Genomic DNA, 17,543 nt, shown 5'->3' on the forward strand with positions numbered 1-17,543 from the left:
GTGAAACACCACACCCCGTGGGAGCGGGCTTGCCCGCGAAGGCGGTATGTCAGTTACAGCAATGTCCACTGACACTCCGCCATCGCGGGCAAGCCCGCTCCCACAGGATCCCATCGTTCCAATGCGAGGTTCCAAACGGATGAGAATCCTCGGCATCATCTGCCTCCTCCTGACCCTGAACGGTTGCAGCTCACTGCTGTTCTACCCTGAGCCCGGCCAGTTGTTCACCCCGGAAAAGGCCCATCTCGAATACCGCGATGTCACGCTCACCACCGCCGACGGCCTGAAGCTGCATGGCTGGTGGCTGCCGGCAAAAAAAGGCGTCGAGGTCAAAGGCACGGTGCTGCACCTGCACGGCAACGGCGGCAATCTACCCATGCACCTGGGTGGCAGCTGGTGGTTGCCGGAGGAGGGCTATCAGGTATTGCTGATCGACTATCGCGGTTATGGCTTGTCGGAAGGCGAACCGAGCCTGCCGGCGATCTACCAGGACATCGATGCCGCGTTCAAGTGGCTGGACCAGGCGCCTGAGGTTCAGGGCAAACCATTGATCCTGCTCGGTCAGAGCCTGGGTGGCTCGATGGCAGTGCACTACCTGGTCCAGCACCCGGAACGGCAGAAACAGCTCAAGGCGTTTGTCCTCGACGGCGTGCCTGCCAGCTACCGCAGCGTCGGTCAGTTTGCCCTGAGTCATTCGTGGTTGACCTGGGCCTTCCAGGTGCCTTTGTCGTGGCTGGTGCCCGACGGCGACAGCGCGATCAACTCCATGGCCCTACTCGACGGCGTGCCCAAACTGATCTACCACAGCATCGACGATCCGATCGTGCCTCTTTCCAACGGCATCCGACTGTATCAAGCTGCGCCGCCGCCACGGGTGCTGCAGCTGACGCGAGGCGGTCACGTACAGACCTTCGCCGACCCGGTGTGGCGCACCGTCATGCTGCGTTACCTGGATGACCCACGGCATTTCAACGGCCTGCGCCGCCTGGGTGAAATCCCCAACTACCCAGCACCCCCGAATTCAAAAGATGAACCACCAGAGAGCCCGCAATGAGTGAAGAACGTAACGCCATCCCGCTGATCATCACCGGTATCTGCACCATCCTCGGCACTGTCGGGGCGCTGTGGTGGTACGGCTACCTGCATTTCGCCAAGCCTGAGGACGCGCTGCTGCTCAACGATTTCACGATGCTCAAGACCGTGCCGGGGGAAGACTACAAGATATCGCTGCAACCGGCCGCGCAAGTGGCGCAGTGCATCGATGGCGTGCTGGTGATGTTCGACACCGAACAGAAAGGCTTGACCGGCGTACTGGTCAACAACAAGAAACAGGCCGTGCGCTGCATGGGCCAGGAAACGCCGCAGAAACTGGAACCTTGAAAGTCTTCTTCCAACACAGATAAAAAATGTGGGAGCGGGCTTGCTCGCGAAGGCGATGTGTCAGAAACATGAATGCTGACTGACACTACGTATTCGCGAGCAAGCCCGCTCCCACAGGGTGTTGTGTTACCGATTAGAGCTTAGTTCGCACTCACCGCCGAACGCGGCATCACCGGCTGGTTGTCGTTGGAAATGGTCACTTCCACCCGACGATTCATTGCCCGGCCCGACACCGTGGAGTTCTCCGCTACCGGGTATTCCTTGCCGTAGCCCTGGGCGACGATACGGGTTGGATCAACGCCCATCTTCACCAGCGCCGTGCGCACGGAACCGGCGCGACGCTCGGACAGCGACTGGTTGTGTGCCGCCGTGCCGGTGCTGTCGGTGTAGCCTTCGACGATCACCTTGCGATCAGGGTTTTCCTGAAGGTACTGCGCCAGCTTGTTGATGTTCACAAGGCCGCTGGATTTCAGGTCAGCCCGGTCGGTGGCGAACAGCACGTCGCCGAACGTTACCAGCGTCCCGCGATCGGTCTGCTTGGCGTTCAGGCTGTCCTGCAACTGCTTGATCTGCGCATCGCGAGCATCCAGGCGGGCCTGGGCGCGTTGTGCGGCGGCGTTTTTCAGATTGGCCTCAGCGGTGCGCAGGGCGATGGTCTGTTTCGCCACTTCGACACGCTGGTTGGTCAGGTAGGCCAACTGGTCGACCTTGCTTTCGTCTTCGCGGTCCAGATAGGCCTTGTCGGCCTTGTCGAGATAATCGCTGGCGTCCTTGGTTTCCAGCGCGGCGACTTTGCTCGCCTGCGGGTTGGCCTGCAGGCCGCTGTAGTTGGTACGGGCCTGTTCAAGGTTGGCGTTAGGCGGCGTGGAGCAGGCCGCCAGTGCAACGCTCGCAGCCAGCAGGGCAGGGATCATCAATTGATTGCGCTTCATGGTTTCGTCCTTTTAAGTCGAGTAAGAAATACGTCGCAGCGGCGCTTATTGCACGGTGCGCTGGCTTTCCTGACGCAGTTCCTGAACCCCTTTCTGAGAGTCCTTCACCGCCTGTTCGGCCTTGACGGCCTGGGCCTTGCGTTCGGCGACACGAGCGTCCCACTCGGCCTGTTCGGCCAGCATGCGGGCCTGGTCATATTTTTTGTCATGCATGGCGATCTCGGCTTGTTTGAGCTTGTCCTGCGCCGCCTTCATCTCAACCGCAGCGAACTCGGTGCCACCTGCGCTGACGGCATTGTTCACTGCCGACTCGGTCACGGCGTATTGCTCGGTAGGCGGGTTACCGGCGCAACCGGCCAGGATCACGCTGCTGCCGATGGCCAGCGCGGCCAGCTTGAGGCTGCGCAGATGATTGAACGAGGACTTGGCGGTGCGGGTTTTCATGGTCTTCAACTCCATTGGAATAACTCCTGAACAACTGGAAATCCATCCTGGGCAAGGAGCCGCCACTTACGAGTTTCGAGGCATTTTCAAAGGGCCGTCCCAGGCGTGGTTACTGGTTACGACCGAAGGCATTTTTTAAAAGTTCAGAGAAGATGGCCTTTCGCCCGAAAAAAATTTTGACCGGATGGACAAGGCTCTAACGCGGGAACTTTGGCGGTGTGGCGGGGTATTGCACGCCAGCTGTCGGCACGAGGAAACTGCATTGCGATGGCTTTCAGGTACCCCTGTGGAAGCGAGCTTGCTCGCGAAAGCGGTGTTCCATTCAGCGAATGCGCTGACTGTGAAAATCGCTTTCGCGAGCAAGCCCGCTCCCACAGGTCATGCAGAAAAATCAATGCTTCTGCTTGTCTTCACCCGAGGACAGATCATGCAGATGCCGACGGGACAGGGCGAGAAAACGCGGAGTCGGGCCGACGTCTTCGTACAAGGGGTCGCCCTCTTCGTCAGTGGCGACGACGGTCGAGCCCTTGACGTACGGGAAGCTTTTTTCCAGCTCCTCGAGGGCGGCGCCGATCAGCTCGCCGAGCAATTCTTCGGGGTGGCGTTTGGGGTACATGTCGATGATCGCCGCCAGGCGTGCGGCGGATTCCACGTCCAGATGAATCGAGTAACCGGTATCGGTCAGGTGGCCCTTGGCGGTTTCTTCCCAATGCTGGGCAAGCTCGCGGATTTTCATAAAAACCTCATTGCGTGCCTGCTCGTGGCAGGCCGGTAAGTGTCCGGTCGTGACCGGCGTAAGCCGCTGTACGGCTTACTCTTGAGACTAGCTTCTGCGCTGAAGGTTTGATGTCCCTTCGTCGTCTGCTTGTCAGAAGTGTCTGGCGGCGGCACTCTTTGCTGACAAGAAGTGTTCACAACACAGCTCATTCCAGGCCCCCTGGACTTTCCACCGGAGAACGGCTGATGACCGATATCGATGCACGCTTGCGCGAGGACGTTCACCTGTTGGGTGAACTGTTGGGCAACACCATTCGTGAGCAGTACGGGGATGGTTTTCTCGACAAGATCGAGCAGATCCGCAAGGGCGCCAAGGCCGACCGTCGCGGCTCCATGGACGAGGAGTTGAGCGCCAGCCTCAACCAGTTGAGCGAAGACGAGTTGCTGCCGGTGGCGAGGGCATTCAACCAGTTTCTCAACCTGGCCAATATCGCCGAGCAGTATCAGCTTATTCATCGTCGCGAAGAGTCGCAGCCGGCCCCCTTCGAAGCGCGGGTGCTGCCCGAGCTGCTCTCTCGGCTGCTCGCCGAAGGCCACTCAAAGGAGTCCCTGGCGCGACAATTGGGACGACTGGAAATCGAGCTGGTGCTCACCGCGCACCCGACCGAAGTCGCGCGCCGCACCTTGATCCAGAAGTACGACGCCATCGCCGCGCAACTCGCGGCCCAGGATCACCGCGACCTGACCAGCGCCGAGCGTGAACAGATTCAGTCGAAGCTGCAGCGACTGATCGCCGAAGCGTGGCACACCGAAGAAATCCGCCGCACCCGGCCGACACCGGTGGACGAAGCCAAATGGGGCTTCGCGGTGATCGAGCACTCGTTGTGGCACGCCATCCCGAATTATCTGCGCAAGGCCGACAAGGCCCTGCAGGACGCCACCGGCCTGCGTCTGCCGCTGGAGGCCGCTCCGATTCGCTTTGCTTCGTGGATGGGCGGCGACCGTGACGGCAACCCCAACGTGACCGCCGCCGTGACCCGTGAAGTGTTGCTGCTGGCACGCTGGATGGCCGCTGACCTGTACGTGCGCGACATCGACCAGCTCGCCGCCGAACTGTCGATGCAGCAGGCCAGCGACGCGCTGCGGGCCAAGGCCGGCGACAGCGCCGAGCCTTATCGCGCGGTGCTCAAGCAACTGCGCGAACGCCTGCGCGCCACCCGCAACTGGGCGCATGCCGCGCTGACCGCCGCGACCCCGGCACCCGCCGATGTGTTGCAGAACAACCGTGACCTGCTCGAACCGCTGGAGCTTTGCTACCAGTCGCTGCATGAATGCGGCATGGGCGTGATTGCCGATGGTCCGCTGCTCGATTGCCTGCGGCGTGCGGTGACGTTCGGGCTGTTCCTGGTGCGCCTGGATGTGCGCCAGGACTCGTCCCGACACTCGGCGGCGATGACCGAAATCACCGATTACCTGGGCCTCGGCCGCTATGAAGACTGGAGCGAGGAGGAGCGCATCGCCTTCCTGATGCGCGAGCTGAGCAACCGTCGGCCGTTGCTGCCGGCGCATTTTAAACCCTCGGCCGACACCGCCGAAGTGCTCGCCACTTGCCGGGAAGTCGCGGCGGCGCCGGGTGCTTCGCTGGGTTCCTACGTAATCTCCATGGCGGGGGCCGCCTCCGACGTGCTGGCCGTGCAGTTGCTGCTCAAAGAGGCCGGCGTGCTGCGGCCGATGCGCGTGGTGCCATTGTTCGAAACCCTGGCTGACCTGGACAACGCCGGCCCGGTGATTGAAAAACTGTTGCTGCTGCCGGGTTACCGGGCGCGTTTGCAGGGGCCGCAGGAAGTGATGATCGGCTACTCCGACTCGGCCAAGGACGCCGGCACCACTGCGGCGGCGTGGGCGCAATACCGGGCGCAGGAGCGCCTGGTCGACATCTGCCGCGAGCAGCAGGTCGAGTTGCTGTTGTTCCACGGTCGCGGTGGCACCGTGGGCCGTGGCGGTGGTCCGGCGCACGCGGCGATTCTGTCGCAGCCCCCCGGGTCGGTTGCCGGACGTTTCCGTACCACCGAGCAGGGCGAAATGATTCGTTTCAAATTCGGGCTGCCGGACATCGCCGAACAGAACCTCAACCTCTACCTCGCGGCGGTGCTCGAGGCGACCTTGCTGCCACCCCCGCCGCCGCAGCCAGCGTGGCGGCATCTGATGGACGAATTGGCGGCAGACGGTGTCAGCGCCTACCGCGCCGTGGTGCGGGAAAACCCGCAGTTCGTCGAGTATTTCCGCCAGTCCACCCCCGAGCAGGAGTTGGGGCGCCTGCCGCTGGGCAGTCGTCCGGCCAAGCGTCGCGCCGGGGGGATCGAAAGCCTGCGGGCGATCCCGTGGATCTTCGGCTGGACCCAGACCCGCTTGATGCTGCCGGCCTGGCTGGGCTGGGAAGCAGCACTCAGCAAGGCGCTGGAGCGCGGCGAAGGCGAACTCCTGGGGCAGATGCGTGAGCAATGGCCGTTCTTCCGCACGCGCATCGACATGCTGGAGATGGTGCTGGCCAAGGCCGATACCGACATTGCCCGCTCTTATGACGAGCGTCTGGTCGAGCCGGATCTCCTCCCTTTGGGTGCGCACTTACGCGACCTATTGTCGCAGGCCTGCAGCGTGGTGCTCGGATTGACCGGTCAGTCGCAGTTGCTGGCACATAGCCCAGACACCTTGGAATTCATCCGGTTGCGCAACACCTACCTCGACCCGCTTCATCTATTGCAGGCCGAGTTGCTGGCCCGTTCGCGACGCCAGGAAGTGGCGCAGGACAGCCCGGTGGAGCAGGCGTTGCTGGTGTCTGTGGCGGGGATTGCCGCCGGTTTGCGTAATACCGGCTAAAGTTTTTGCCGTGGGGGCAGGCATCCGGTGCAGAGACTGGATGCCGTTGTCGGGCGCGTCAAAAAGTGCTGCCAGGCGACAGTTAATGATGGGGTTGCGACTTGGGGAACCGCGCCAAAAGGACGCAGGAGACGGCGGTTTCTCCGACTTTTGGCGGCTTGTGTGGGCGCAGCCTGCTGTGTATCTTGATCAGCCTTTGGCCGTTTGGGCGGTCACGACCCTATTTTTGAGATTGGCCCCACGAGGCGAATCCGACGTTATCCATATAAAAAATTGAGGAGCACATCGATGCGCGTCATTCTGCTGGGAGCTCCCGGGGCCGGTAAAGGTACTCAGGCTAAGTTCATCACCGAGAAATTCGGCATTCCGCAAATCTCCACCGGCGACATGCTGCGTGCTGCGGTCAAGGCCGGCACCGAGCTGGGCATCAAGGCCAAGAGCATCATGGATGCCGGTGGCCTGGTGTCCGATGACCTGATCATTGCACTGGTCAAGGACCGCATCGCTCAGGCCGACTGCGCCAAGGGTTTCCTGTTCGACGGTTTCCCGCGCACCATTCCTCAGGCCGAAGCCCTGGTCACGGCCGGTGTGGAACTGGATGCGGTGGTGGAAATCGCCGTTGAAGACGAAGAGATCGTTCAGCGTATTGCCGGTCGTCGCGTACACGAGGCCAGCGGCCGCGTTTACCACGTCGTCTACAACCCGCCGAAAGTGGCCGGCAAGGACGACATCACCGGTGAAGAGCTGGTGCAGCGCAAGGACGACACTGAAGAAACCGTGCGTCACCGCCTGTCGGTCTACCATTCGCAGACCAAGCCGCTGGTGGACTTCTACCAGAAACTGTCCGCTGCCAATGGCAAGCCGAAGTACAGCCACATCGAAGGTGTCGGTTCGGTTGAAGCGATCACCGCCAAGGTGCTGGCAGCCCTTAGCTGAAAAGCCTGATCCGCTGCATCATCCACGGCCCGCTTGCGGGCCGTAGTTGTTTATACTGGCGCACTTTTTTCTGACTCTATTTTTACGGACACATCGATGAGTACCTTGCTGGCCCTGGACACCGCGACCGAAGCTTGCTCCGTTGCCTTGCTGCATGACGGCAAAGTGACGAGCCATTACGAGGTGATCCCGCGCCTGCATGCGCAGAAACTGTTGCCGATGATCCAGCAACTGCTCGCCGACGCCGGGACCACGCTGCAAGCGGTGGATGCCATTGCGTTCGGGCGTGGGCCGGGCGCCTTTACCGGCGTGCGCATCGCCATCGGCGTGGTACAGGGCTTGGCGTTTGCCCTGGATCGCCCGGTGTTGCCGGTGTCGAATCTGGCGGTGCTGGCGCAGCGCGCCTATCGCGAGCACGGCGCAAGCCAGGTGGCCGCCGCCATCGATGCACGGATGGATGAAGTGTATTGGGGTTGCTACCGCGAAACGGCGGGGGAAATGCGACTGGTCGGCAATGAAGCCGTGTTGCCGCCGGAGGTGGCGGCGTTGCCGGCCGATGCCAGCGGTGACTGGTTCGGTGCCGGCACCGGTTGGGGTTACGCCGAGCGCATCGCCGTCAACCTCAGCGGCCAGGATGCGGGCATGCTGCCCCACGCCGAAGACCTGCTGGCCCTGGCTCGTTTTGCCTGGGAGCGGGGCGAGGCGATCGTCGCGGACGAGGCGCAGCCGGTTTATCTGCGTGACAAGGTGGCGACGCCCAAGGCGCGGTGAGCTGAGAGCACTCCGACGACGACTTTCATTCAGATGTAACCAATCGTCGCTTTATAGCCCCCACTTTTAAACCTTTTGGCTTTTCTGTGTTCTAGTTATCACTCGGCCGTTTGCGAAGTGCACTAAGTGCCACTAGACTGCCATCATTGATCCCGAGCATGACATTATGCGCATAGACGGCCTTTCCTCGCAGTCCTACCCCATCAAGCGCAAGCCTCGCAAAGGCCGTGTGGTGGAGGATGAATTCGTCGATATCGACGGTGAGCTGGAAATCCCGTCCGAGGAGCAACTGGCTGCCCGTGCCGCCAAAGCTTCCGCGCAACGCCTGAGCAATCTGCCGGCTCGTCAGCAGGACATGATCTACCACCGCGCCATGAAAAAAAGCGTCGCAATGGCTCTGGCCAGCTACCTCAGCACGGCAGGTTTCGTTGATTGGGATGCGGATGTGTTGGGCCTCGACCTGTACATCTGATGCAACTGCCTTACTTCCTCGGCTGCCCGTCCTGGAGTGAAAACGCCTGGCGCGATGACCTTTATCCGCAGGACGCGAAACCCTCCGACTTTCTCGACCTCTATTCCCGTGTCTTCAATGCCGTGGAAGGCAACACGACCTTCTACGCGAGCCCGTCTGCCGGCACCGTGCAGCGCTGGGCCGAGATCATGCCCGAGCACTTCCGCTTCACCGCCAAGTTTCCCCGCGAGATCAGCCATGGCGGTGACCTGCGCGAGCAGTTGAGCGCCACCGAAACCTTCCTGCAACTGCTTGCACCCTTGGGCCAGCGCGTGTCGCCGCTGTGGTTGCAGTTGTCGAAAAGCTTCACGCCGCAGCGCTTGCATGAGCTGGCGGGTTTTATCGATGCGCTGGACCGGCCGTTGGCCATCGAGGTGCGGCACGATGACTTCTTCGCCAAGGGCGAGGCCGAGCGCAGCCTCAACCGCTTGTTGCTGGACCGAGGCGTGGAGCGCATCTGCCTCGATCCGCGTGCGCTGTTCAGTTGCACCTCGAGCGAGCCGTCGGTCCTGCATGCCCAATCGAAAAAGCCCAGGGTCCCGCCCCGTCCGGCGGCATTCACCCAGTGGCCTCAGGTGCGCTTCATCGGCCATCCGCAACTGGAAGCCAACGATCCATTCCTGCTGCCCTGGGTGGAAAAAATCGCCCTGTGGATCGAAGAGGGCCGCACGCCCTACATCTTTCTGCACACCGCCGACAACCTGCTGGCGGCGAAGCTGGCACAGCGTTTTCATGCACAGCTGATGCTGCGTTTGCCTGGCCTGCCGCCGCTGCCTGAGCTATACAGAGAGCCCGCCGTCGAGCAACTCGGCCTGCTCTGAGGCGGATTCTTTCCCCCTTTCAGGAGCCTGCCAATGGATGCGCAAACCCTTCGAGCCCAGGCGTTCAAAGCGCTGCACGAACGCCCCGGGGCTTTTGTCATTCCCAACCCGTGGGACGCCGGCTCGGCGAAAATGCTCGCCAGCCTGGGTTTCGAAGCGCTGGCCACCACCAGTGCCGGGTACGCTTTTTCCCGGGCGCGCCCCGATGGCGGACTGACCCTGGAGGACACCCTGGAAAACGTTCGGGCCATCGTTGCCGCGACCGACCTGCCGGTGGCGGTCGATCTGGAAAACGGTTTTGCCGACGACCCGGCCGAATGCGCGCAAAGCATTCTGCGGGCCGCCGCCGCAGGGGCTGTCGGTGGCTCGATCGAAGATGCGACAGGCCGTGAAGACTCGCCGATCTACTGCTTCGACCATGCGGTGGCCCGGATCGAGGCCGCTGTGGCCGCCGCCCGCAGCTTGCCATTCCCGTTCATGCTGACGGCGCGAGCCGAGAACTTCCTGCACGGCAATCCCGATCTGAATGACACCCTTCGCCGCTTGCAGGCCTTTGCCGAAGCGGGCGCCGACGTGCTCTACGCGCCGGGGCTGCGCAATGCCGCAGACGTGTTGGCGGTGGTGCGCGCCGTAGCGCCCAAACCGGTCAACGTGCTGATGTCCGGCGGCTTGAAACTGACGGTCGAGCAACTGAGCGAGATGGGCGTCAAGCGCATCAGTGTCGGCTCGGCCCTGGCGTTGGCGGCGCTGGGCGAGTTCTATCGTGCGGCGCAAGAGATCAAGACCTCGGGCACGTTCACCTTCACTTCGCGGTCCATGCCGTATACACAGGCCAATCAATTGTTCAAAGGCTGAGGATGGGGTTCTTGCGCGGGTTGCTGGTACTGGTGCTGATAATCGCTGCGGCGGGCGTGGGCGTGGGCGTGTGGCGTGGCTGGATTGCGCTGCCGCCGCAGTGGAATCCATGGGCGCCGCTGGACGTCAGGGCCGAGCCGAACCTGTTGACGCGCTACAAGCTGACGCGACTGCGGGATGAGCCGCAGCTGTGCGCCCAGGCGCTGAGCAGTTCCGGCCTGCGTGTGGCGCCCCAGGCCGACAGCCCCGACGCCAAGTGCCCGCTGATCGACGCCTGGCGTGTTCAGGGTGGCGAGGTGGCGCTGAGCAGCAGCTTTCTGGCCAGTTGCCGGCTGGCGGTATCCTTTGCCCTGTTCGAACGTCACGCATTGCAACCGGCGGCCCAGGCTGTCTACGGGCAGGCGGTCAGCCGGGTCGACCATCTGGGCAGTTTTGCCTGTCGCAACGTCTACGGTCGCGAGAGTGGCCGGCTCAGCCAGCATGCCTCGGCGAACGCTTTGGACATCGCCGGTTTTCGTCTGGCCGACGGTCGCTCGATCAGCGTGCTCAAGGACTGGCCGAAGGATAATCAGGATGCACGTTTTCTACGCCAGGTTCGCGACGCGGCCTGCGACATGTTCAGTGTGGTGTTGAGCCCCGACTACAACGCCGCCCATCGCAATCACTTCCACCTGGATGTGGGTGGCTGGTCGCTGTGTCGCTGAGGTTCAGGCCGCGATGCGCAGGTTCTGCAGGACGATCGGGCGAGCCCAGCCGATATCGAAGTCGAAGTTTTTCTGCTGTTCGGCCAGCTCTTCAGGAGGGTAGGGCGGGAAGGGCTTGTCCAGCAGGTCCAGTTCGAACTCGGCAATCGGCAAGTGCAATGGGCGCGGTTGCGGCGCCGCGCCGGGTACCGGCAGCGCCTGACCGTTGGCCAGCACGATAGGACGAACCCAGCCGCTTTCGAAATTCTGCTGTTTCTGCTGAGCGACGATTTCGTCGGCCGGGAACGGTGGGAACGGTTTGTCGGCCAGGTCCATTTCGAACTCGGCGATCGGCAGGAACAAAGGCTCGGGTGGCTTCACCTCGGTGTCCTTCACATCGCATTCGCGCTGGGAAATGATGTGCGCCAGCAGTTCGCTGCCAACCGTGGGCTCAACCGGGCTTTCAAGATCGACCGGTGGAAAATCCAGAGAAGCCGGCACCACATCGCCCGACTGATCGGCCAGCGCCTGGGCAAAAAAATCTTGCCACAGGTGACTGACGCCGCTCAGCGCCTGGGAGTTTCGCAGGCCAAAATCGCCGTAGGGCGAGATGTAACCTATCGATGTGGGTTGAATGTCTGACATTTCTCTCGGTCCAGGCTCAGCTCTGGCAAAATGCTCGTTAGTTTTGTTATCGGCCGTTTTTGCCGATCATTAATTTTTTGAGCGTGTTTTCCCATGATTGAGCAACCGGCGGCTTGCCGCATCCATGTCGAGGCCCTGGAAACGGCGTTTCAGCCCGAGGCCGAGCAATGGGCCGAGCGCCTGGGCCTGCCCTTGCAGGTGATTGACGCAGAGTTTGCCTTGCAGATCGGCGCGCAGGGGTTGCAGTTGCAGCAACTGGGCCCGGAGGCGCCGGGGCCGGTGCGGGTGGACTTCGTCGAGGGTGGTGCGGCCCATCGCCGGTTGTTCGGTGGCGGCACCGGGCAGATGATCGCCAAGGCGGTGGGCATCGCCCAGGGCGTGCGTCCGCGGGTGCTGGACGCCACGGCCGGGCTGGGCAAGGATGCGTTCGTGCTGGCGAGCCTGGGTTGCGAGATGAGCCTGATCGAGCGCCAGCCATTGATCGGTGCCTTGCTGGAAGATGGCCTGGCCCGGGGCGCTGAAGATTTCGACGTGGCGCCGATCGTGGCGCGCATGCGTCTGCTCAAGGGCAACTCGATCGAGGTCATGCGCAACTGGCAGGGCGAGCCGCCGCAGGTCATCTACCTCGACCCGATGTTCCCCCACCGCGAGAAAACCGCGCTGGTGAAAAAGGAAATGCGCCTGTTCCGCCCGCTGGTGGGTGACGATCCGGATGCGCCGGCCTTGCTCGAAGCCGCGTTGGCCCTGGCCAGCCACCGCGTGGTGGTCAAGCGCCCGCGCAAGGCCCCGTGCATTGCCGGGCCCAAACCCAGTCATGCGCTGGACGGCAAATCCAGCCGATATGACATTTATCCGAAGAAGGCGCTCAAGCCTTAAGACCGTGTCGCCACCCTTCGCGAGCAAGCCCGCTCCCACAGGATCTGTGGGAGCGGGTTTGCTCGCGCGGCGCCAGGCCAGACACCAGAAATCCGTCAGGCAGGCTCAGGCCGGTAAGCCCGCATGAACAACCCCACCACTTCCCGTACATGGGCCTCGGCGGCCTCTCCGGTGAGCGGCTCGCCACAGCCATACAACAAGCGAAAATTCCCCGCGCCCTTCAACAGGCAAAAGAAGTGCTCGGCGGCGTTGCGCGGTTTGTCGATGCTCAACACGCCGCTCTGATCGACCTTCGCCAGCAGGCGCTCCATGCCCAGCAGCATGCGCTCGGGACCTGCCTCGAAGAAGATCTGCGAGAGTTTCGGGTCCTGGCTGCCCAGGGCCATCATCAGGCGATGCAGGTTCACCGACTCATTGCTGTTGATCAGGTGGTGAAACCCGCGGGCGATGTTCAACAGCACGGAGTCCACGGCGATTCCGTCAGGCAGTTCGAAAAACAGCGGTGGCAGCTGTTCTTCACACGTGGCGACCACCGCAGCGGAGAACAGCGTCTCCTTGTCGTTGAAATGGCTGTAGACGGTCAACTTCGACACGCCCGCTTCGGCCGCTACCGCATCCATGCTGGTATTCGCATATCCATTGCTCAGAAACAGGGTTTTCGCTGCCTCGAGGATGGCCTGGCGCTTTGCCAGATCCTTGGGGCGGCCCGGACCATTGGATGCTGAGGGATTGTTCGACATTCTTCGCTTTTATTACTGGACTGGTGAGTTTGCTATTAATAACATACTGGCCAGTATAATTATTCCAAGCACCATTAGCGAAAGGTCAATCACCATGTTCCGCTATGCCTCGTCCCTCGCACTGCCAGTCAGCCTGGCGCTTTTCCTGTCTGCGTGTGGTCACGAAGAGGCACCGCAGGTCACGGTCCGGCCGGCCATGGTGGTTCAGCCAGAGCCTTCGGCGCAGGCGCTGGAGAGTTATCCCGGCGAGGTCCGTGCCCGTTACGAGCCCGATCTGGCGTTCCGCATCGGTGGCAAAGTCAGCCGACGACTGGTCGAGGAGGGGCAGCGGGTCAAGGCTGATCAGCCACTGGCGGAGCTCGATCCCCAGGACGTGCGCCTGCAACTGGAAGCCACCCGTGCCCAGGTGGCGGCGGCCGAGGCCAACCTGAACATGGTGCGTGCCGAACGTGACCGGTACAAAACGCTGATGGACCGGCAGTTGGTCAGCCGTTCGCAGTACGACAATGCCGAAAACCTCTACCGCTCCGGTGAGGCGCGCCTGAAGCAGATCAAGGCCGAATTCAACGTCTCCAACAACCAGGCCAGCTACGCGGTGCTGCGCGCCCCCCAGGATGGCGTCGTGGCCAAGCGGGCGGTCGAAGTCGGGCAGGTGGTTGCCGCCGGCCAGACCGTTTTCACCCTCGCCACCGATGGCGAGCGCGAGGTATTGATCAGCCTGCCGGAGCAGAATTTCGGACGCTACAAGGTCGGCCAGCCGGTGTCGGTGGAACTCTGGACCCAGAAGGACCAACGCTTCAGCGGGCGTATCCGCGAACTCTCACCGGCGGCCGATCCGAAATCCCGCACCTTCGCCGCGCGCATCGCCTTCACAGCCGGCAAGGTCCCGGCCGAGCTGGGCCAGAGTGCCCGCGTCTTCATCCAGACCGCCGACGTGATCGCGCTGTCCGTGCCGCTCTCGGCCCTCACCGCCGAAAACGGTGCTACCTACGTGTGGGTGCTCGGGGCGAACAACACCCTGAAGAAAACCCCGGTTCGGGTGGGGGCCTTCGGCGAGAAAGGCGTGCCGGTGCTCGAAGGCTTGAGCGCCAGTGACTGGGTGGTGGCGGCCGGTGTCCATGTGCTTCACGACGGGCAGCAGGTGCGTCCGGTGGATCGCTCCAACCGCGTGGTCAATCTGGCGGACAAGGAGTAATTCCCGATGGGTTTCAATCTCTCCGAATGGGCGCTGCGCAATCGCCAGATCGTACTGTTCCTGATGCTGTTGCTGGCGGTGGTCGGCGCGCTCTCCTACACCAAGCTGGGCCAGAGCGAAGACCCGCCGTTCACCTTCAAGGCGATGGTCATCCGCACCAACTGGCCGGGCGCCACCGCCGAGGAAGTGTCGCGGCAGGTCAGCGAACGCATTGAAAAGAAGCTGATGGAAACCGGCGAGTATGATCGCATCGTGTCGTTCTCCCGACCGGGTGAATCGATGGTGACCTTCATCGCCCGCGACTCCATGCACTCGGTCGAAATCCCGGACCTCTGGTATCAGGTTCGCAAGAAGATCAGCGATATCCGCCACACCCTGCCACCGGGTATTCAGGGGCCGTTTTTCAACGATGAATTCGGCACCACCTTCGGCAACATCTATGCGCTGACCGGCGAGGGCTTCGACTACGCGGTCCTCAAGGATTACGCCGACCGCATCCAGATCCAGTTGCAGCGGGTCAAGGACGTGGGCAAGGTCGAGCTGCTCGGCTTGCAGGACGAGAAGATCTGGATCGAACTCTCCAACGTCAAGCTCGCCACCCTCGGGTTGCCGTTGGCGGCAGTGCAACAGGCGCTCGAAGAACAGAACGCGGTGTCCACCGCCGGTTTCTTCGAAACGTCCAGTGAGCGATTGCAGCTACGGGTTTCAGGGAATTTTCAGACGGTCGACGAGATCAGGAACTTCCCGATCCGGGTCGGTGACCGGACGTTCCGTATTTCCGATGTCGCCAACGTTCACCGTGGTTTCAACGATCCTCCGGCGCCGCGCATGCGCTTCATGTCGCAGGACGCCATCGGTCTGGCCGTGGCGATGAAAGACGGTGGCGACATCCTGGTGCTGGGCAAGGCACTGGAAGTCGAGTTCGCACGCATCCAGAAAAACCTGCCGGCCGGCATGCAATTGCAAAAGGTCTCCGACCAGCCTGCTGCGGTGAAAACCGGTGTGGGTGAGTTTGTCCGTGTCCTGGTCGAAGCCCTGATCATCGTGCTGTTGGTCAGCTTCTTCTCGCTCGGCGTACGCACCGGCATGGTGGTCGCGCTGGCGATTCCGCTGGTGTTGGCGATGACGTTCGCCTGCATGTATTACCTGGGCATCGGCCTGCACAAGATTTCCCTCGGCGCGCTGGTGTTGGCGCTGGGATTGCTGGTGGACGACGCGATCATCGCCGTGGAGATGATGGCGATCAAGATGGAGCAGGGCTTCGACCGGGTCAAGGCGGCCAGTTACGCCTGGACCAGCACTGCGTTCCCGATGCTCACCGGTACGCTGATCACGGCCGCCGGGTTCCTGCCTATCGCCACTGCGCAATCGGGGACGGGCGAGTACACCCGTTCGATTTTCCAGGTGGTGACCATCGCCTTGCTGGCGTCCTGGATCGCGGCCGTGGTGTTCGTGCCCTACCTGGGTGAGAAACTGCTGCCGGACCTGGCGAAGATTCACGCGGCAAAACACGGCGCAGGTCAACCCGATCCTTACGCCACGCCGTTTTACCAGCGTGTGCGGCGTCTGGTGGAGTGGTGCGTGCGCTGGCGCAAAACAGTGATCGCGTTGACCGTGGTGCTGTTCATCGCCTCCATCGTGCTGTTCCGTTTCGTGCCGCAACAATTCTTCCCGGCTTCCGGACGCCTGGAGTTGATGGTCGACCTGAAACTGGCCGAAGGCGCGTCGCTGAGCAACACCGCCGACGAGGTCAAACGCCTTGAAGACCTGCTCAAGGATCACGCCGGCATCGACAACTATGTGGCGTACGTCGGCACCGGCTCGCCACGCTTCTACCTGCCGCTGGACCAGCAGTTGCCGGCGGCGAGCTTCGCCCAGTTTGTGGTGCTGGCCAAATCCATCGAAGAGCGCGAGGCCCTGCGGACCTGGCTGATCCAAACCCTCAACGAACAATTCCCGACCCTGCGCTCGCGGGTGACACGCCTGGAAAACGGTCCTCCCGTGGGTTACCCGGTGCAGTTCCGCGTCACGGGCGAGCACATCGAGCAAGTCCGCGCCCTGGCCCGCAAAGTCGCGGCCAAGGTGCGCGAGAATCCCCATGTGGCCAACGTCCACCTGGACTGGGAAGAACCCAGCAAAGTCGTTTACCTGAACATCGACCAGGACCGTGCCCGTGCGCTGGGCGTCAGCACCGCGAACCTGTCGAAGTTCCTGCAGAGCTCGTTGACCGGCTCCAGCGTCAGCCAGTACCGCGAAGACAACGAGTTGATCGAGATCCTCCTGCGCGGCACCATGCACGAGCGCACCGAACTGTCGTTGCTGCCGAGCCTGGCGGTGCCCACCGACAACGGCCGCAGCGTGACCCTCTCGCAGATCGCCACGCTGGAATACGGCTTCGAAGAAGGCATCATCTGGCACCGCAACCGCTTGCCGAATGTCACCGTTCGCGCCGACATCTATGGCAAGGAACAGCCGGTGACCCTGGTGCAACAGATCATGCCGACGCTTGACCCGATTCGCGCCGAATTACCCGACGGCTACCTGCTGGATGTCGGCGGCACGGTGGAAGACTCTGCCCGGGGACAGAACTCGGTGAAGGCCGGCGTGCCGCTGTTCATCGTCGTCGTGCTGACATTGCTGATGCTGCAACTGCGCAGCTTCTCACGCACGGTGATGGTGTTTCTGACAGCACCCCTGGGCTTGATCGGCGTGACCCTGTTCCTGATGGTGTTCCGCCAGCCGTTCGGGTTCGTCGCCATGCTCGGGACCATTGCCCTGTCGGGCATGATCATGCGCAACTCGGTGATCCTGGTCGACCAGATCGAGCAGGACATTGCCGCCGGACTCAAACCCTGGCAGGCAATCATCGAAGCCACCGTGCGCCGCTTCCGCCCGATCGTGCTGACCGCGCTCGCCGCGGTGCTGGCGATGATTCCGTTGTCACGCAGCGTGTTCTTCGGGCCGATGGCCGTGGCCATCATGGGCGGCCTGATCGTCGCCACGGCACTGACGCTGCTGTTTCTGCCAGCGCTGTATGCCGCGTGGTTCCGCATCAAAAAAGAACCGGCCTGACACCTGTAGGAGCGAGCATGCTCGCTCCTACAGCATCCATGAAAAAACCACCGCTGTTGAAAGGCCGAACCGATCCGGTGTTCGACCT

General features: G+C 62.3%; 17 protein-coding genes. 12 read left to right on the forward strand and 5 right to left on the reverse strand.

Annotated features, from left to right (window positions below; genetic code table 11):
• The first annotated feature begins 139 nt into the window (after window positions 1-139).
• The gene (locus QIW53_RS08945; protein ID WP_371049268.1) at window positions 140-1,054 is read left to right on the forward strand and encodes an alpha/beta hydrolase; all 915 of its coding nucleotides are present in this window, start codon (window positions 140-142) and stop codon (window positions 1,052-1,054) included.
• Window positions 1,051-1,380, forward strand: a complete 330-nt coding sequence (locus QIW53_RS08950) for a hypothetical protein (RefSeq protein WP_368557277.1) — start codon at window positions 1,051-1,053, stop codon at window positions 1,378-1,380. Before QIW53_RS08945 ends, QIW53_RS08950 begins: the two co-directional genes overlap by 4 nt.
• 140 nt (window positions 1,381-1,520) lie before the next feature.
• On the opposite strand, the gene QIW53_RS08955 is transcribed toward QIW53_RS08950, so the two are convergent.
• From QIW53_RS08955 to QIW53_RS08965, 3 genes are all read right to left on the reverse strand, one after another.
• A complete protein-coding gene (locus QIW53_RS08955) occupies window positions 1,521-2,312 on the reverse strand; it encodes an OmpA family protein (RefSeq protein ID WP_371049270.1) in 792 nt (263 codons plus the stop codon).
• Between the two features lie 45 nt (window positions 2,313-2,357).
• Entirely contained in the window at window positions 2,358-2,771 is a 414-nt protein-coding gene (locus QIW53_RS08960; protein WP_371049272.1) for a DUF4398 domain-containing protein, read from the reverse strand.
• A gap of 376 nt (window positions 2,772-3,147) precedes the next feature.
• The gene (locus tag QIW53_RS08965) at window positions 3,148-3,492 is read right to left on the reverse strand and encodes a pilin assembly protein (RefSeq protein WP_192302552.1); all 345 of its coding nucleotides are present in this window, start codon (window positions 3,490-3,492) and stop codon (window positions 3,148-3,150) included.
• Between the two features lie 227 nt (window positions 3,493-3,719).
• Between QIW53_RS08965 and ppc the strand changes: the two genes are divergently transcribed.
• The 7 genes from ppc (at window position 3,720) to QIW53_RS09000 (ending at window position 10,948) form a co-directional block, all read left to right on the forward strand.
• Window positions 3,720-6,350, forward strand: coding sequence for a phosphoenolpyruvate carboxylase (ppc, locus tag QIW53_RS08970; RefSeq protein WP_371049273.1), 2,631 nt, complete (start codon window positions 3,720-3,722; stop codon window positions 6,348-6,350).
• A gap of 288 nt (window positions 6,351-6,638) precedes the next feature.
• Entirely contained in the window at window positions 6,639-7,286 is a 648-nt protein-coding gene (adk, locus tag QIW53_RS08975) for an adenylate kinase (RefSeq protein ID WP_192302550.1), read from the forward strand.
• Window positions 7,287-7,382: 96 nt separating this feature from the next.
• On the forward strand, window positions 7,383-8,057 hold the full coding sequence (tsaB, locus tag QIW53_RS08980) for a tRNA (adenosine(37)-N6)-threonylcarbamoyltransferase complex dimerization subunit type 1 TsaB (protein WP_371049274.1): 675 nt from the start codon (window positions 7,383-7,385) through the stop codon (window positions 8,055-8,057).
• Between the two features lie 166 nt (window positions 8,058-8,223).
• Complete coding sequence (locus QIW53_RS08985; RefSeq protein ID WP_371049276.1) at window positions 8,224-8,529, forward strand: hypothetical protein; 306 nt, start codon at window positions 8,224-8,226, stop codon at window positions 8,527-8,529.
• Window positions 8,529-9,389, forward strand: a complete 861-nt coding sequence (locus tag QIW53_RS08990; protein WP_371049277.1) for a DUF72 domain-containing protein — start codon at window positions 8,529-8,531, stop codon at window positions 9,387-9,389. Before QIW53_RS08985 ends, QIW53_RS08990 begins: the two co-directional genes overlap by 1 nt.
• 33 nt (window positions 9,390-9,422) lie before the next feature.
• On the forward strand, window positions 9,423-10,244 hold the full coding sequence (locus QIW53_RS08995) for an isocitrate lyase/PEP mutase family protein (protein ID WP_371049278.1): 822 nt from the start codon (window positions 9,423-9,425) through the stop codon (window positions 10,242-10,244).
• Between the two features lie 2 nt (window positions 10,245-10,246).
• Window positions 10,247-10,948 (forward strand): extensin-like domain-containing protein, encoded by a 702-nt coding sequence (locus QIW53_RS09000; RefSeq protein ID WP_371049279.1) that lies wholly within the window; start codon window positions 10,247-10,249, stop codon window positions 10,946-10,948.
• Between the two features lie 3 nt (window positions 10,949-10,951).
• Here QIW53_RS09000 and QIW53_RS09005 read toward each other — a convergent pair whose 3' ends face one another.
• Entirely contained in the window at window positions 10,952-11,572 is a 621-nt protein-coding gene (locus QIW53_RS09005; RefSeq protein WP_371049280.1) for an energy transducer TonB, read from the reverse strand.
• Between the two features lie 93 nt (window positions 11,573-11,665).
• Between QIW53_RS09005 and QIW53_RS09010 the strand changes: the two genes are divergently transcribed.
• Window positions 11,666-12,448, forward strand: coding sequence for a class I SAM-dependent methyltransferase (locus QIW53_RS09010; RefSeq protein ID WP_371049281.1), 783 nt, complete (start codon window positions 11,666-11,668; stop codon window positions 12,446-12,448).
• 95 nt (window positions 12,449-12,543) lie between these two features.
• Here the strand turns inward: QIW53_RS09010 and QIW53_RS09015 are convergent, their stop codons facing one another.
• Entirely contained in the window at window positions 12,544-13,188 is a 645-nt protein-coding gene (locus QIW53_RS09015; protein WP_371049283.1) for a TetR/AcrR family transcriptional regulator, read from the reverse strand.
• A gap of 94 nt (window positions 13,189-13,282) precedes the next feature.
• Between QIW53_RS09015 and QIW53_RS09020 the strand changes: the two genes are divergently transcribed.
• Window positions 13,283-14,383, forward strand: coding sequence for an efflux RND transporter periplasmic adaptor subunit (locus tag QIW53_RS09020; protein WP_371049285.1), 1,101 nt, complete (start codon window positions 13,283-13,285; stop codon window positions 14,381-14,383).
• A gap of 6 nt (window positions 14,384-14,389) precedes the next feature.
• The gene (locus tag QIW53_RS09025) at window positions 14,390-17,455 is read left to right on the forward strand and encodes an efflux RND transporter permease subunit (protein ID WP_371049287.1); all 3,066 of its coding nucleotides are present in this window, start codon (window positions 14,390-14,392) and stop codon (window positions 17,453-17,455) included.
• The last annotated feature ends 88 nt before the right edge of the window (window positions 17,456-17,543 follow it).

Origin of the sequence: Pseudomonas fluorescens (assembly GCF_041354075.1) — a bacterium.
Classification (GTDB): Bacteria; Pseudomonadota; Gammaproteobacteria; order Pseudomonadales; family Pseudomonadaceae; genus Aquipseudomonas; species Aquipseudomonas fluorescens_CE.